Origin of the sequence: Flavobacterium bizetiae (assembly GCF_024271895.1) — a bacterium.
Lineage (GTDB): Bacteria > Bacteroidota > Bacteroidia > Flavobacteriales > Flavobacteriaceae > Flavobacterium > Flavobacterium bizetiae.
The window spans coordinates 2,885,707-2,900,478 of sequence record NZ_CP091861.1; the positions used below are offsets into that span (position 1 = coordinate 2,885,707).

The 14,772-nt window shown below is 32.9% G+C and carries 16 protein-coding genes; 9 read left to right on the forward strand and 7 right to left on the reverse strand.

Annotated elements, in window-relative coordinates; genetic code table 11:
• The first annotated feature begins 41 nt into the window (after window positions 1-41).
• The 4 genes from L0669_RS12455 to L0669_RS12470 all read left to right on the forward strand — a co-directional run bounded on the left by L0669_RS12455 (window position 42) and on the right by L0669_RS12470 (window position 3,692).
• Complete coding sequence (locus L0669_RS12455; RefSeq protein ID WP_173972344.1) at window positions 42-800, forward strand: glycoside hydrolase family 16 protein; 759 nt, start codon at window positions 42-44, stop codon at window positions 798-800.
• A 334-nt stretch (window positions 801-1,134) separates the two neighbouring features.
• A complete protein-coding gene (locus tag L0669_RS12460) occupies window positions 1,135-1,719 on the forward strand; it encodes an RNA polymerase sigma factor (protein ID WP_173972342.1) in 585 nt (194 codons plus the stop codon).
• Between the two features lie 50 nt (window positions 1,720-1,769).
• The gene (locus L0669_RS12465; protein ID WP_165606639.1) at window positions 1,770-1,913 is read left to right on the forward strand and encodes a hypothetical protein; all 144 of its coding nucleotides are present in this window, start codon (window positions 1,770-1,772) and stop codon (window positions 1,911-1,913) included.
• A gap of 714 nt (window positions 1,914-2,627) precedes the next feature.
• Window positions 2,628-3,692 carry a tetratricopeptide repeat protein gene (locus tag L0669_RS12470; RefSeq protein WP_263758018.1) on the forward strand — a complete coding sequence of 355 codons (1,065 nt, stop codon included), beginning with the start codon at window positions 2,628-2,630 and terminating at the stop codon, window positions 3,690-3,692.
• A gap of 24 nt (window positions 3,693-3,716) precedes the next feature.
• Here the strand turns inward: L0669_RS12470 and L0669_RS12475 are convergent, their stop codons facing one another.
• Window positions 3,717-4,394: an endonuclease III domain-containing protein gene (locus L0669_RS12475; RefSeq protein ID WP_263758019.1), complete on the reverse strand. Its 678-nt coding sequence runs from the start codon at window positions 4,392-4,394 to the stop codon at window positions 3,717-3,719.
• Window positions 4,395-4,617: 223 nt separating this feature from the next.
• Between L0669_RS12475 and L0669_RS12480 the strand changes: the two genes are divergently transcribed.
• Together L0669_RS12480 and bcp are read left to right on the forward strand one after the other, a co-directional pair.
• Window positions 4,618-5,298 carry a hypothetical protein gene (locus L0669_RS12480; protein WP_263758020.1) on the forward strand — a complete coding sequence of 227 codons (681 nt, stop codon included), beginning with the start codon at window positions 4,618-4,620 and terminating at the stop codon, window positions 5,296-5,298.
• Window positions 5,299-5,331: 33 nt separating this feature from the next.
• Window positions 5,332-5,784, forward strand: a complete 453-nt coding sequence (gene bcp, locus L0669_RS12485) for a thioredoxin-dependent thiol peroxidase (protein ID WP_263758021.1) — start codon at window positions 5,332-5,334, stop codon at window positions 5,782-5,784.
• 361 nt (window positions 5,785-6,145) lie between these two features.
• Here bcp and L0669_RS12490 read toward each other — a convergent pair whose 3' ends face one another.
• Window positions 6,146-7,609 carry a TonB-dependent receptor gene (locus tag L0669_RS12490; RefSeq protein WP_173971792.1) on the reverse strand — a complete coding sequence of 488 codons (1,464 nt, stop codon included), beginning with the start codon at window positions 7,607-7,609 and terminating at the stop codon, window positions 6,146-6,148.
• 90 nt (window positions 7,610-7,699) lie between these two features.
• On the opposite strand from L0669_RS12490, the gene L0669_RS12495 reads away from it, so the two are divergent.
• Genes L0669_RS12495 through L0669_RS12505 form a run of 3 tightly spaced genes read left to right on the forward strand, consistent with a single transcriptional unit; the run spans window position 7,700 to window position 9,457 of the window.
• Window positions 7,700-8,464 (forward strand): MBL fold metallo-hydrolase, encoded by a 765-nt coding sequence (locus L0669_RS12495; RefSeq protein WP_173971793.1) that lies wholly within the window; start codon window positions 7,700-7,702, stop codon window positions 8,462-8,464.
• A 13-nt stretch (window positions 8,465-8,477) separates the two neighbouring features.
• On the forward strand, window positions 8,478-8,981 hold the full coding sequence (locus L0669_RS12500) for a hypothetical protein (RefSeq protein WP_173971794.1): 504 nt from the start codon (window positions 8,478-8,480) through the stop codon (window positions 8,979-8,981).
• A gap of 44 nt (window positions 8,982-9,025) precedes the next feature.
• The gene (locus tag L0669_RS12505) at window positions 9,026-9,457 is read left to right on the forward strand and encodes a hypothetical protein (protein ID WP_263758023.1); all 432 of its coding nucleotides are present in this window, start codon (window positions 9,026-9,028) and stop codon (window positions 9,455-9,457) included.
• A gap of 51 nt (window positions 9,458-9,508) precedes the next feature.
• On the opposite strand, the gene L0669_RS12510 is transcribed toward L0669_RS12505, so the two are convergent.
• The 5 genes from L0669_RS12510 to L0669_RS12530 form a co-directional block, all read right to left on the reverse strand.
• Window positions 9,509-10,102 (reverse strand): hypothetical protein, encoded by a 594-nt coding sequence (locus tag L0669_RS12510; RefSeq protein ID WP_263758025.1) that lies wholly within the window; start codon window positions 10,100-10,102, stop codon window positions 9,509-9,511.
• 58 nt (window positions 10,103-10,160) lie between these two features.
• The gene (locus L0669_RS12515; RefSeq protein WP_263758026.1) at window positions 10,161-10,805 is read right to left on the reverse strand and encodes an alpha/beta hydrolase; all 645 of its coding nucleotides are present in this window, start codon (window positions 10,803-10,805) and stop codon (window positions 10,161-10,163) included.
• A 238-nt stretch (window positions 10,806-11,043) separates the two neighbouring features.
• The gene (locus L0669_RS12520) at window positions 11,044-11,370 is read right to left on the reverse strand and encodes a hypothetical protein (RefSeq protein ID WP_055098245.1); all 327 of its coding nucleotides are present in this window, start codon (window positions 11,368-11,370) and stop codon (window positions 11,044-11,046) included.
• Between the two features lie 5 nt (window positions 11,371-11,375).
• A complete protein-coding gene (locus L0669_RS12525) occupies window positions 11,376-12,632 on the reverse strand; it encodes a dihydroorotase (protein WP_263758027.1) in 1,257 nt (418 codons plus the stop codon).
• 187 nt (window positions 12,633-12,819) lie between these two features.
• On the reverse strand, window positions 12,820-14,748 hold the full coding sequence (locus tag L0669_RS12530) for a vWA domain-containing protein (RefSeq protein WP_263758029.1): 1,929 nt from the start codon (window positions 14,746-14,748) through the stop codon (window positions 12,820-12,822).
• Window positions 14,749-14,772 lie beyond the last annotated feature (24 nt).

Consider the following 14,772-nt stretch of genomic DNA (forward strand, 5'->3'; position numbering starts at 1 on the left):
TAAGGCTGACCTTCTTATTTTATTAATTTTAAAAGGACTTTATGAAAAAAGTAATTGTATTATTAATGATAACCAGTTTTAGTTTTGCTCAACAAACAAAAAGAAAACTAGTTTGGGAAGAAAATTTTAATAAAAAAGAAGTCAATGAAACCTTTTGGAATTTCGAACTCGGCGACGGATGTCCTAATCTATGCGGTTACGGAAATAACGAAAGACAAATTTATACCAAAACAAATCACGAATTCAAAGATGGAAATCTCGTTATAGAAGCCAGAAAAGAAGGCGATAAATATACCTCGACAAAAATCACCACAAAAGGGAAAAAAGAATTTAAATATGGCCGAATCGAAGCCAGAGCGAAACTACCCTTAGGACATGGTTTATGGCCGGCATTCTGGATGCTTGGCGCTAATATCGATGAGGTAAAATGGCCCAAAACAGGAGAAATCGACATTCTCGAATACATAGGCAGAGATCCTCACATGGTATACACGACTTTACATACGCAAGACAGTCACGGTAATACCATTAATACAAAAAGAACCCCTTTTCCTAATATCGAAGAAGGATATCATGTGTATGCAATTGAATGGACAAAAGATAAAATCGATTTTTTTGTAGATCAAACATTAGTATACACCTTTAATCCTGAGGTAAAAAATGAAGATACGTGGCCTTTTGATAAACCATTCTATATTATCCTAAATTTGGCCATAGGGGGAAATTTTGGAGGTCCTGAAGTAGATGATAATGTGCTTCCTCAAAAATTTTATATCGACTATGTGCGTGTTTATCAATAAAAAGCATTAGTTCAATAAAAGTGCTGTATTAGTCAGATGTAAATAGGTTAATTATTTAGTATTGAGTTATTTATGTTTGATTTTTTATGTTAAAAAAAGCGTTGAATTTTATTTTTTTTGATCATTTCAAGCCTAAAATTAAGTTTGTTCTGCAAAAATTAACGATTTATTGTTAATTATTCTTCATTTTGTTTGCTTTTTAAAATTATAATTTGTTAAATTTGGTCAGAATATTAACATAACATCATAACCCAAAAGATACGCCTATTATATAAAACTACTTTTTAGAAAAATTACTCCAAATTTTAAAACAGAACTAAAAAAAAGTAGTATTATGGCTGATCTGCATATTCCAGACGCTCTATTAGTGAGAAATTATGTCGAAGGCAACGAAACTGCCTTGGCGACATTAATTAAAAGACACGAGTCTAAGATATATGGATTTATATATTCTAAGATAGCTGATAGAGATATTTCAAATGATATTTTTCAAGACACTTTTATTAAGGTAATTAAAACCTTAAAAAGTAATTCCTATAACGAAGAAGGTAAATTCTTGCCTTGGGTAATGCGTATATCTCACAATTTAATTGTAGATCACTTTCGTAAAACCAAAAAAATGCCAATGTACAGAGAAACAGAAGAGTTTTCTATTTTTTCTGTAATGTCTGATGATTCCCTTACAATCGAAAACAAAATGATCTTTGATCAGGTCGAAGTAGACTTAAAAAAGATCATAGAAGAACTTCCTGAAGATCAAAAAGAAGTTTTGGTTATGCGTATGTATCAGGACATGAGTTTTAAGGAAATATCTGAAATTACGGGAGTTAGCATCAATACTGCACTAGGTAGAATGCGTTATGCCCTAATGAATTTAAGAAAAATAATCGACAAACATCAAATTATTTTAACCAACTAATACTATTTTGAGTAATAGTCCGTTATACTATAATAAAACATTTTGATAGTATGGCGAAAATTTACTCTAAAAAGGCATTAGCTTCTAAAGATTTAAAACCTAAAAAAGAAGTAGTTTCTTTTTTATTAAATTATTCACAAGCTTTAACGATTGTGAAAATTGAAGATAAAAGTTTTGAAATTATAGCTAATTAAACAGCCCACTACATTTGTCGGATGTTTATTTCGAAAGAAAAACCAACTGGTCGTTTGGTTGAAAGCTCACTATTTGTATGCAAATACAGGTAGTGAGTTTTTTTTATGATTTTTTTATTTCTGATGCTAAAAGATACAATTTCAAAAATTGACGATTAGTAAAAAATACCCCAATTATAAAACATAGCCAATGGTTTCAACCATTGGTACGCAATCCATTCACAATCCATTTTTCCATCATACAAAGCGCAATCATAACCTATTCGTTATTGAAGATTTTACCCATTATTGATCATAAATTGATTATAAGTTTACAGTTGGTTTGTTAAAATTCGATATTTTAAGTTAATATCAAATATTTATTTTATATTTAGCTTTGTTTTAGTTAAAAACCAGTTTTTTATTTAACAAAATAACTATATAAAAGAAGTTTATGTATTAAAAACCTTTCAATATATAGAAAAATTCAATATTCAATAATAACCAAATAAGAAGTATAACCAAAACCAAATCATCTATGACCAAAAATTACTCTAACCACGTTTCGTTTGTTGTTCATTTTAATATTTCCTAGAGAATATTAAAAACCAATGAGAATTTATCGAATATTGATTAAGGCAAGAGTAAAAAACTTTTAGCCTCTGCAGTCATATTTGCATTAAAATCCTCATAAGTAGTACCCTTAATCTATTTAACAACCAAACCTAACCGAAAATGAAAAAGAACTTTAAGATCTTATTATTGCTACTATCAATAAGTATAGGCGCATACGCTCAAAAAGAAGAAATAAAAGAAGCGCAATCTTATTACAGCAAAGGAAAAACACAGGAAGCATTAGCGATTTTAAAAAAAATAGAATACCTAATAGTAAATGCGCCGGTTGAGGTAAAATCAGACTTTTATTTTACAAAAGGAAACGTATACAAAGATTTAGCAAGCAAAAATGTCGATGCCGCAGCCAATTTTGCTTTAGCAGTAGGAGCATATCAGGATGTATTATTGTATGAGAACGATTCTCAAATTTACAAATATGCTTTCAAGGCAAGTTTGGCCCTAAAAGAAATGAAATCTAAATTGGTTGATGGAGCCTACAACGACTTTAAAGCAGAAAAATTCAAAGAAAGTGCCGATAAAAGTTACGAGGTCTATCTATTCGACAAAAAAGATGTCAGAAACCTTTTCAATGCAGCTTCAGCCGCCTTTGCTGCCAAAGAGTATAAATCAGCTATTAAGTACTTCGAAGAACTTAAAAGGTTAAACTACACAGGCGAAGTGGTTATTTTTTATGCGACCAATAAAAAAACAAAACAAGAAGAAGCCTTTATTTCAATGAGTGCCAGAGAAGCAAGTATTCAGGAAGGACTTTATGAAAAACCAAGAAATGTAAATCCGCCATCAAAAAAAGAAGAAATCCTGACTTCCTTAGCATTCTGTTACATGGAAACCAACGATTATTGTAGTGCCGAAAAATATTATGAAGATGCATTACAAGTCAATCAAAATTGCATGACTTGTTTTATCAATCTCGCCTATGTCAAAATCCAATTCAAAAAAGAATTACAGGACCTTATGGGAACTTTAGGAAACAGCCCAAGCGAAATGCAGCAATATGATAAATTAGATGCTCAAAAAGACGAAATTGTAAAAAGTGCCATTCCGTACTTGAAAAAAGCACTTAATATAGAACCAAAAAACGAAAGTGCGACAAAATCACTTTTGGGAATCTACAGATCGCTGAATATGACAGGCGAATATAACGCACTTAAAAACAGCATGTAAAGCAAAATAAAAAATAGACAGAAGCTACTTAACAATCTTTTTAGTAGCTTCTTCCTTTTTTATAGCTTCCTCTATCAGCGATTTTTTGCCAACAGTTCGGGTAATAATATCTTTATCCAGACTCCATCCTCTTGCAGGCGAATATTCACGGCCATACCAAATAATCTGAAGATGAAGATTATTCCACAATTCTCTCGGAAATAACCTTTTAGCGTCTTTTTCAGTCTGCACTACATTTTTCCCGTTCGAAAGATTCCATCTCAGCATCAATCGATGAATATGTGTATCAACCGGAAAAGCCGGAACACCAAAAGCCTGTGACATCACCACGCTTGCCGTTTTGTGTCCCACCGAAGGCAATTCTTCAAGAGCTTCAAAACTCTGCGGTACTTTCCCGTCATATTTATCAATCAAAATATGTGATAACCCATAAATTCCTTTCGATTTCATTGGCGACAAACCACACGGACGAATAATTTCCTTGATTTCCTCAACCGACATTTTAATCATATCATACGGATTATCAGCCTTCGCAAAAAGAATCGGTGTAATCTGGTTCACGCGCACATCCGTACATTGCGCCGAAAGCAAAACAGCAATCAGTAACGTATACGGATCCTTATGATCCAAAGGCACAGGTATAGTAGGGTAGAGTTCTTTTAACGTATTTATAACAAATTGTACGCGAGCTTCTTTATTCATTTCCGTATTTTTAATCCCGTAAAAATACTATAATTTTCATGATGTGCCTAATCCAGCTTTCCGTTGCAACTCCTCATTGTGGCAATAACATTTTTAAGCATTCGCAAGAGCTTCCTCCGGTCGCTTTGCCAATGCAAAAAATGTAAATTACCACAACTCCGGGGTTTTCACTTCAATCTGGGGCATAAAAAAAAAGTATCTTAATTATGTAATTTATTAAAAAATGAAAATTGTAGTAATAGTTATTTTTATGGTTTTTTCGCAATTTAGTTTTGCACAAAATTGTAGTTGTAAAGAAAAACCCCAGTTAAATGAAATTATATCTTGCGAAAAAACAATCTTTAAAAACGGAGCAAAGATTTACTATCAGTTTAATTGCAATTCATCCTGGCTTGTTTTTGAAAGCAAGACAAAAAAGAAGAAAAAACTTTTTTCGTTAGATAAAGATTTGATCGAGTTAACAGGAAGATTAGGTTATACAAGCTGGGCTGAGTATAATAACACATTTATTATAGAAAATCGTTTAGTTTCTGGTTGTTGCGATCCATCAGAGTTCGTACTGTTTAATAAGAATAACGGAAAAAAAATTGCAAATCTTGGTAGGGAAATTTATCATAGTAACATTAAGAAATATCCTTATTTTGTTACTATTGATTCTAAAGAGTCTAATTTTTTAAGTTTTTTAAATTTGAGTACCAACAAAATTTTTAAAATTAATTTACCAAAGGGGAGAATAGATAAAACCTTAAAAATTACTAGCGGAATTTTTTCTGAAACCTTATTTGAAGAAGGAGAAATTAAAAATGGTATTTTTGATATTAAATATAGATATAAAACTCAGGATAACGGAAAATGGTTGATTGGAGAGATAAAAGTAGATTTAAATAAACAGGTATTAATCTAAAATCTAAAATCAACAATCTAAAATTTAAAACATATGACAACATTAAAAGCCGGTGACAAAGCACCAAATTTTTCAGGAACAGATCAGGACGGAAAAACACATAAATTAGCAGATTACGCCGGAAAAAAATTAGTCGTTTTCTTTTATCCAAAAGCAAGTACACCGGGTTGTACAGCCGAGGCGTGTGATTTAAGAGATAATTTTGAGCGTTTTAAAGCCAATAACTACGAACTTCTTGGAGTAAGTGCCGATAGTCAAAAAGCGCAGGCAAAATTCAAAGACAAATACGAATTTCCTTTCCCACTTTTGGCCGACGAAGATAAAGCTGTTATCAACGCATTTGGCGTTTGGGGACCAAAGAAATTCATGGGAAAAGAATACGACGGTATTCACAGAACCACTTTCGTAATCAACGAAAAAGGAATCATCGATGAGGTTATCGAAAAAGTAAAAACTAAAGAACACGCAGCACAGATTTTGAAATAAAGAATTTTTGTCTGAGGTTTTAGGTTTCGAGCTTAATGGTGATTTTACCGCAAAGCACGCTAAGTTTTTTTTCTTAGATTACATTTGTAATGCGCAAAGTTCGCAAAGCTTTACCTGAAAAAATACCTCAAACAACTTTGTCAAAGTTTAAAACTTTGACAAAGTTTCAAGCTCAGCAAAACCTGAAACCTAAAACAAAAAAAGTTCGTAAAGCTTATTCAACACAAAGCTTTGCGAACTTTTTTTTACAAAAGCTTCAATTATAAGAAAAAAACTTAGCGTGCTTTGCGGTAAAAAAAAAATAGAATAAGAATCAAAAAAAAGTCCTAAAAAGAAAATTCTCTTTAGGGCTTTTTTGATGTTATAAATTGTTTTGTTCCAATTCAGTTTCCGGATGATATCCAAAAAGATGGTGTTCTTTTATAATTTCGGCAATACCAGACGGAAGCATTGGTTCCCAACCTGGTTTTCCCTGATTGATCATTTTTAAAACCTCGCGAGAGAAAACTTCAAGATTATGCGGATCGTAATCTGCGATATCAACCACTTTTCCGTTGAATTTAAAGAATTTGTACAATTCTTTCATTCTTGGATGTACTTTTAAGTTGTTTGAATCCATCAAAACGCCATTTTCGTCTAACATCGGATACAAGAAAACTTTCATATCTCTGTAGAATAATTTTCCAAAGGCTTCTAAGATTCCACCACTTAAATGACGGTAGTATTTCTCATCAAAAATGTCGACTAAATTGTTTACACCCATTGCCAATCCCATTCTCGCTTTGGTATAATTAGCAAAATATTCAACCACTTTATAATATTCCTGAAAGTTCGAAATCATTACGGTCTGGCCTAATGAGCAAAGCAACTCGGCTCTGTCCATAAAATCGCGTTCATCAATTTCACCATCAGAACGTAAATTCGAAAGTGTAATTTCAAAAACTACCAAAGTATTATCTTTCTCAACTTTATTTTCCTCAAGAAACATCTTAAGAGATTTCTCGTACATGTCCATATTTACTTTCGTAACCGGACGGAAACTTCCTCTTAAAGCAAGAAGGTTCTTTTTGTATAAAATGGCAGCTGGCAAAATGTTTTTTCCTTCCGGATTAAACATTACGGCATCAGTCATTCCGTTTTTAACCAATTGCAAACTCATTAAACGATTATCAACATCAGCAAAACGAGGTCCTGAGAAGTTAATAGTATCAATTTCGAGTTGGTCTTTGTCTAAGTGGTCGTATAAATAACGAAGTAATCGTTTAGGATCGTTGTATTTGTAAAAAGCACCGTAAATAAGGTTTACACCTAAAATCCCCAGTGTTTCTTGTTGTAGTCTGGCATCAGTTTCTTTAAAACGAATGTGAAGAATAATTTCGTTGTAAGCTTCGTCAGGTTCAATTTGGTATCGAATTCCAACCCAACCGTGACCTTTAAACTGTTTTGCAAAATCTATTGTCGCAACAGTATTAGCGTAACTAAAGAACAGTTTTGTAGGGTGTTTTTCTCTGCTTAAACGCTCCTCAATGATTTGGCCTTCAAGAGTAAGCATTTTTTTTAATCGCTCTTCGGTTACGTAGCGACCATCGCTTTCAACCCCATAAACCGCATCACTAAAATCTTTGTCATACGCAGACATTGCTTTTGCAATTGTTCCCGATGAACCTCCGGATCTGAAAAAATGTCTGACAGTTTCTTGCCCGGCACCAATTTCAGCAAAAGTTCCGTAAATATTCTCGTTTAAATTAATGCGTAACGCTTTGTCTTTTATGGAAGGAATCTGTTCGATGACCTTGTCACCTTTGAGTTTTATTTCTGTACCCATTTTATTTTAAATAGATTTGTTACAAAGTTAGCAAATTAGGCTTCTAATGAAAGAGAAATAATCCTATTTTTGTAAAAAAATTAAGTTCAATTGAAGGTATATTTTTTAGGTACTGGTACTTCACAAGGCATTCCGATAATCGGAGTCGATCATCCTGTTTGTAAAAGCACTGATGCTAAGGACAAAAGGCTCCGCGTATCCATCTGGATTACCTGGGGAGAACATTCTTACGTTATCGATTGCGGTCCTGATTTCAGGCAGCAAATGCTTTCTTGCGGCTGCACACATCTCGATGCTATTTTATTTACACACGAACATGCAGATCATACTGCCGGTTTAGACGATATACGCCCGTTTAATTTCAGACAAGGCGAAATCCCTGTGTATGCACATCAACGCGTGATAGACAATTTAAAACGACGTTTTGACTATGTTTTCGAAACCGTAAACAAATATCCGGGAGCTCCAAGCGTTAAAACCATTGAGGTTATCAATGATCAACCTTTTGCAGTTGGCGATAAAACAGCCATTCCGGTAAATGTTATGCATGGCGATTTGCAGGTTTTTGGTTATCGCATAGATGATTTTGCTTATTTAACCGATGTAAAAACAGTTCATGAAACAGAAGTCGAAAAACTAAAAAATCTTAAGGTTTTAGTCGTGAATGCATTGCGCGTAGAACCTCATGATACACACTTTAATTTGCAGGAAGCACTTGATTTTATAAATTTAGTCAAACCTGAAAAAGCCTATTTAACGCATATTAGTCATGTTTTGGGCTTTCATGAAGAAGTTCAGAAACAACTGCCTAAAAACGTTTTCCTCGCTTACGACAACTTAGAAATTACAATTTAATTATACCACAACAATGAAAAAATCCTTAATGCTTTATCTTTTTATCCTTGCGATACTTATGAATGTTTTTACTTATATGTTTTACAGCAGAGAAGTAAAATTTGGAGAAGAGCGATATGATAAAACGACTAAGAAACTAAGAGATAGCATCAGTTTAATGACAACGAAATTAGCCGATGCTGATTATTTTTCGTTAGAACATAACGAAAATGCGCAAAATTACTTTGATAACGAGGCTTCTGGAGGAAAAGTAATTTTATTCGAAAAATTAATTCCGGTTGTAACCGAGAAATTATTAGACTTCAATGCAAATCCAAATGGGAATCCTTACACAGGACAGGATAAAATAGGTCCGAACAAATTTATCATCAATAAAATAAAAATATTAAACCACAGATGGATTATTGCAGATTACAGCAATGGTGAATTATGGGGAGAAGTCCTGTTAAAATATTTTGTTGATCAGGATGAAAAGATTACTTTTGAAGTAAATCAAACTTGGTTATATCAAAAATAGAGTTCGAAATTCTATTTTTTGACCAGTTTTAAAAAATGGAATTTATGAAAAAGATATTTTTATTTTCGGCTATTATTGGATTATCATTCTCTTGCGCTAAGAAAGTAGGAGAAGAAAATAAAGCGCCAAAGCAAGAAGAATCAAAACCGGCTAAAGTAGTAGGGGGAGATTCTGATGCACACGGATGTAAGGCTTCTGCAGGATATACCTGGTCTGCACTTAAAAATGAATGTGTACGACTTTTTGAAGTGGGTACAAAATTAGCCCATGCCGAAGACGGAAAAACATATTCAACCGTTGCCTACGTCATTTTTGACGGAAATAAAGCAGAACTTTTTCTCGACACTCAAAAAGAGCCAATTCTTTTAGAAAGAAAATCCGAGGGTGATTCCTGGACGAAAGACGATTACCAGTTAATTCCCTGGAAAGGTTATGTTCTAAAGAAGAACGGCAAAATTATTTATACAGGAGAGTAATCAGTTTACAGTATACAGTCGCAGTTTTCGGTTTGAAAGCTGCGATTTTTTTTATAATTGATTAAAAAATTCTTTGATTATTTTTGAGCTTTCTTCGGGGCTTCGTAGTGATACAAATTCACCATTTTTATCTATCGTAAAATGTCCTTTAAAGGCATCTGGCATTGCGTTATATTGGTCATTTACCTGATTGAGAGTTTCTTTAAAACAATTGTAATTGTATTTCTCGACTAAATAAGGCAAAGAATTTTGTCCTCTTAAAAGTTCGTACTCCTGATAATTATAAGGCGTTGTTTCTTGTCTTTTTAGCAAAGTTAAATTAAATTTCTGCAATAGTTTTTCTGTGTCTTTCTCACTAATAAACTGAGAAAGTCCGCGCAATGCATAGATTTTCATATCCAGATAACGTTCTTTTTTATACGCACTATCAAAGAAAATCTTTAATTCAGGAAAATCAAAATCATATAAAAGTCTCAGTATCTTGTTTCTGATATCAAGCTGCTTTGTTGCAGAATAAATCCTTGTTAAGTGAACAGAATTATCATTATCAATGAATTTCTTATCCAAAGAAAATAATGCATTTCTAAAGTCTTTATTACTATCCTTAATTTTTTCGTCAGTTAGTATATCTGGAAATTTACTCATTGTTAAGATTTAAAAATAGCTATGTACTGAGACTCTAACTGCGACTGAAAACTAAATACTACTCAGCCAGCCAATTTTTAAAATCAAAGAAATTTTGAGGAGCGACACCATGCCCAACAGGATATTCCTTATAAGTAACCGGAATATTTAATTTTTCAAGAATAGCGGGAGTTTTTCTTGCCCATTCGATTGGAATTACCTGATCTACGGTTCCGTGTGATGCGAATATTTTAAGGTTTTTAAAGTCGTTTTTCTCGTAACCTTCTTTGATGATTTCTTCGTTGAAATAACCACTCATCGCCACCACTCGCTGAATTTTTTTAGGGTAAGAAAGTGCCACTGAGTAACTCAAAATAGAACCCTGACTAAAACCAATTAAAGTTACATTATTAGCATCAATAGGATAATTCGCAACCAATTCATCTACAAAAGTGGCGATTAAATCACGTGAAGTTTTGGCTTGCTCGTTATCTGAAAATTTATTCTGATCTGCATCAAAATTAATCGCGTACCAGGCGTAAGCGCCATATTGTAAATCATAAGGTGCGCGAGCCGAAATAATATAGTAATTATCCGGAAGCTCAGTAGCAAACGAAAACAAATCGGCTTCGTTACTGCCATATCCGTGTAATAAAAGTAAAACAGGATTTTTATCTAAGATAACTTTTGGTTCTTGTATTTTATATTCTAAAGATAGATTCATTTGTTTAGTTTTCGGTCGCAGTCTCAGTTTTCAGCTGAATTACGAGTTTGTTATATTTTATGCTTTGAGCTTTAATTAGGATGATGAAAAATCTGCTTTTATTCGCGTTTTTGCTTGCAATCTGCGTCATCCGTGTTCAAAATTTATACGCTGATAAAACATATTCGCTAAAGCGAAAACGCTGATTTCAACGGATTTTTTTTGGAATTTGGAATTTTAAAAAATTGGAATTTAAACTTTATCCTATTGATTTAAACCATTTTTGAAATAAATTCCCCACTAACGGAATTGGTCTTGTTTGTCCCTGAATTGCGCTAAAAATTCCATAAGTCCATAAGATAGAAATGCAAATCCACATTGGGAAAGTGATCATAAAGCTGTCGAAATTGCTGATAATAGCTCCAAAAGAAATAAAAGCAAGCGATAATCCTAAAGCCTGACGAATATGAAATGATGCAAAACTATTTTTATTTTCAGAGTTCATAGACATCGCAATCAAAACACCAATAATTAAAATATAACTGGTAATGGCGATTGATTTTCCCTCTTCGATTGAATTATTCATTGTAATTATTTAGTGATAACAAGTTGATTTTGATTCAAAATTCCGTAAACAGAACCTTTTATTTCAGTTCCTAAAAAAGCAGAGTTTTTAGATTTTGAAAGAATGTTTGCTTTCGTAAAAGTCGATTTTCCTTCAGGAGTAAAGAGAGTAAAGTTAGCTTTGGAACCTTCGGCAATTGAATTGCTTTCAATTCCAAAAATAGCTTTCCCTAAAGTCAATTTCTCGATTACAGTTTCAAGAGGCAGAACAGTTAACAAAGCTCCAAAAGCACTTTCTAAGCCAATTGTTCCATTTTTTGCCGTATCAAATTCCATTTTCTTGAATTCAATATCAATTGGGTTGTGATCTGATGTAATAATGTCGATTGTTCCGTCTGTAACTCCTTTTAATAAAGCTTGTCTGTCAGCTTCAGTTCTTAGCGGAGGGGTAACTTTAAAACGCGTATCAAAACCTTCTAGTTTTTCATCGGTTAAAACCAAATGATGTACAGCGACACTTGCCGTTACTTGTAATCCTTTAGCTTTAGCTTCTCTGATTAGCTCAACCGATTTTGCGGTAGAAATGGTCGGAATATGAAGTTTTCCTCCTGTATATTCCAGTAGAAATAAGTTTCTTGATATTTGTAATTCTTCGGCTAGATTCGGGATTCCTTTTAAACCTAATTTGGTCGAAACGATTCCTTCATTGGCCACACCATTTCCTTTTATATTTGGATCCTGAGAGTAGGTAATGACTAATCCGTCAAAATCCTGAACATATTGCAAAGCGATTTTTAGCAAGTTGGCGTTGTCGATACTTTTATTGTAATCTCCAAAAGCAACCGCTCCGGATTTTTTCATATCAAATAATTCCGCCATATCTTTTCCTTCGCTCGCTTTGGTTAAAGCACCAATAGGAAAGAGTTCTGTAGCAAAACCATTCGCTTTATTCTTTACAAAATTTACCTGGGATTGATTGTCGATAACAGGAAAAGAGTTGGGTTGTAAAGCAATTGCTGTAAAACCACTTTTTGCTGCTACGTTCAGTCCGTTTGCAATGGTTTCCCTGTCTTCGTAGCCAGGTTCTCCTAATGAAACACTGCTGTCAAACCAACCTTGAGAAAGATGTAAATTGTCAAATTTAACTTCGGTTGTATCTTCGATATCAAGAATCGAAGTTCCTATTTTTTCTATTAAACCATCTGCAATTAAAAGATCAACGGTCTGGTTATGAAACGGACTTTTTGAATCGATAATTTTGGCGCTTCTGATGATTATTTTCATATGTAGAGAAATTTATTTTAATTGAAATCTTGTTTCTAATACTTTTGGACATACAGTTTGTCATTTCGACGAAGAAGAAATCTCCGCAAGTAACTCCGTAATGAGAATCAAATCTTTGTCGAGCTTCTCGTGGAGATTTCTCCTTCGTCGAAATGACAAACTAAGAGCTAAAAGAAAACGTTACGTTTTACTTCACAAATTTAATAATTGCCATTTCTAATGCTAAAAATAACAGTGCAAAGATAACAAACCATTTCCAAATTTGGCTGTCAGTTCGTTCAGTTTGTAGTGTATTAAAGATAGTCGAAATCGTATCGGCAGTTTTAAAATCCGAAACCACATTTGTGTTTACCTGACTCAAATCGCTTTCGGTTCTTTTATAATTGAAGCTCAGGTTTTCTACCCATTCTTTTTTATCAAAAATGCTATAATTTCCGGCTGTTTCAGGGAAATCATTAAAAGTTAATTTTACTTTATTATTCAGGATTTGCTGAATCGGAATAAAAAAATCTTCAGTTCCTTTTACTTCCAAAATAGCATCTTTCGTCAATAAAACATCTACAAAATACGGTTCGTTATTACCAATGGTCAGGGCATTAACTCCTGTTTTTTGATTGTTTTGACCCATTTTATAGAATAACGGAACAATCAAGGGCGATTGCTGAAAGTTAGAATTTGTAGTATTGATAGGTGCTGCAAAAACGGTAATTCCAGAAACAGGATTCTGAATTGCTGTTACAAATACACTTTGATCTTCATAAGATAAAACGGCCGGATAAGGGCTCGAAATATCAAATGAGCTATTTGTTTTTGGATATTGAAAATTGGTAATTTTATTTTCGAAAACTCCGGAAAATAAAGGATGATCGAAATTGATTTTGGTAATTAGCTTGTTTTTATTTTCAAGATCTCTGAATTGAATTTTTCCAAAGTTGCCCAAAAATGAATTCAAATTCGAGACAGAACTTTTTTCTGAAGGAATGACAACCAGATTTCCACCTTTAGAAACAAATGCTTTCAAGGTAGTTTGCAAGGCCTGAGGAACTTCAATTAATTCATTTAAGATAATCGTGTTTTGTTTGTCTAAACTATTATAATCTAAACTGTTAATCGAGTAATTGTTGTAATTGAATTCAGATGAAGTATAAATTCTCGCTAAGAAATTACTTTTTTCCGGTTCTCCGATACTAATAACATTTGTTTTTTTAGTTTTCGAAATACTAAAAAAGAGTTTGTTATCGTAAGTAAGACCATTGTCCTCAATTGTTACATATCCGTGAAAAGCTTCTTTTGGAATTGTAAAGTTGATTTTCTTTTTCTTCGCATCAAAATTAATAATCGTTTTGGCAATCAATTTATTCTGATTGTATAATGCCATCGAAACGGGTTTAAAACCTTCTCCGTAAGCAGATAAATTCACCGTTAATTCGTAGAAATTCTCTAAAGTCTGATTGATAAAAACACTATCAATAGCAATATTGTTTTTTTGTTCGGCTGATGGAATTATAAAATATGGTTTTTCTTCGCTATCGATATTTTTAACATCTTTTTCAGCTAAACCTACAGCATCTGTTATAATGACAATGTCTTTTTTATAAGCCGATTTATGGGCTTTTATTTTCGCCATAATCGACGAAAGTTCAAAAGGAGTTGCGCTGTATTGTAGATTCTGCAAAGCCGCTTTAGATGATTTGATATCGGTATTCCAATAATTTTCGGTATTAGTTAATAACGAAAACTGAGTCGTTTCTGGTGTATTTTCTAATAATTCCTGAACGGCGCGTTTTAATAGTTCACCTTTTTTGCCTTTAGCCTGCATACTAAACGAATTATCAAGAATGATATACATTTCGTTCGTTGCATTTTTGCTGTCTTTTGCTTCAAAGAAAGGTTGGGAAAAGGTTAAAATAATACAAGTCAATAATAATAAACGAGTGGCTAATAAAAGTCTTTTTTTGATTTTTGAACTCTTTCGGGTTTGAATCGAAAGTTCTTTTAAAAAGCGTACGTTAGTGAAATAAGAAGTTTTAAAACGTCGTAATTGAAATAAATGAACCAAAATTGGAACAATCAATAAAAACAGAAAGTATAGAATTTCAGGATGTTTAAAATGCATTCTGGCTTAGATTTATTTCACAAC

Bases quoted from the DNA above. Each gene is read 5' to 3' on its own strand.
- L0669_RS12455 (WP_173972344.1), top strand. From the start codon at position 42: ATGAAAAAAGTAATTGTATTATTAATGATAACCAGTTTTAGTTTTGCT.
- L0669_RS12460 (WP_173972342.1), top strand. From the start codon at position 1,135: ATGGCTGATCTGCATATTCCAGACGCTCTATTAGTGAGAAATTATGTC.
- L0669_RS12465 (WP_165606639.1), top strand. From the start codon at position 1,770: ATGGCGAAAATTTACTCTAAAAAGGCATTAGCTTCTAAAGATTTAAAA.
- L0669_RS12470 (WP_263758018.1), top strand. From the start codon at position 2,628: ATGAAAAAGAACTTTAAGATCTTATTATTGCTACTATCAATAAGTATA.
- L0669_RS12475 (WP_263758019.1), bottom strand. From the start codon at position 4,394: ATGAATAAAGAAGCTCGCGTACAATTTGTTATAAATACGTTAAAAGAA.
- L0669_RS12480 (WP_263758020.1), top strand. From the start codon at position 4,618: ATGAAAATTGTAGTAATAGTTATTTTTATGGTTTTTTCGCAATTTAGT.
- bcp (WP_263758021.1), top strand. From the start codon at position 5,332: ATGACAACATTAAAAGCCGGTGACAAAGCACCAAATTTTTCAGGAACA.
- L0669_RS12490 (WP_173971792.1), bottom strand. From the start codon at position 7,609: ATGGGTACAGAAATAAAACTCAAAGGTGACAAGGTCATCGAACAGATT.
- L0669_RS12500 (WP_173971794.1), top strand. From the start codon at position 8,478: ATGAAAAAATCCTTAATGCTTTATCTTTTTATCCTTGCGATACTTATG.
- L0669_RS12505 (WP_263758023.1), top strand. From the start codon at position 9,026: ATGAAAAAGATATTTTTATTTTCGGCTATTATTGGATTATCATTCTCT.
- L0669_RS12510 (WP_263758025.1), bottom strand. From the start codon at position 10,102: ATGAGTAAATTTCCAGATATACTAACTGACGAAAAAATTAAGGATAGT.
- L0669_RS12515 (WP_263758026.1), bottom strand. From the start codon at position 10,805: ATGAATCTATCTTTAGAATATAAAATACAAGAACCAAAAGTTATCTTA.
- L0669_RS12520 (WP_055098245.1), bottom strand. From the start codon at position 11,370: ATGAATAATTCAATCGAAGAGGGAAAATCAATCGCCATTACCAGTTAT.
- L0669_RS12525 (WP_263758027.1), bottom strand. From the start codon at position 12,632: ATGAAAATAATCATCAGAAGCGCCAAAATTATCGATTCAAAAAGTCCG.
- L0669_RS12530 (WP_263758029.1), bottom strand. From the start codon at position 14,748: ATGCATTTTAAACATCCTGAAATTCTATACTTTCTGTTTTTATTGATT.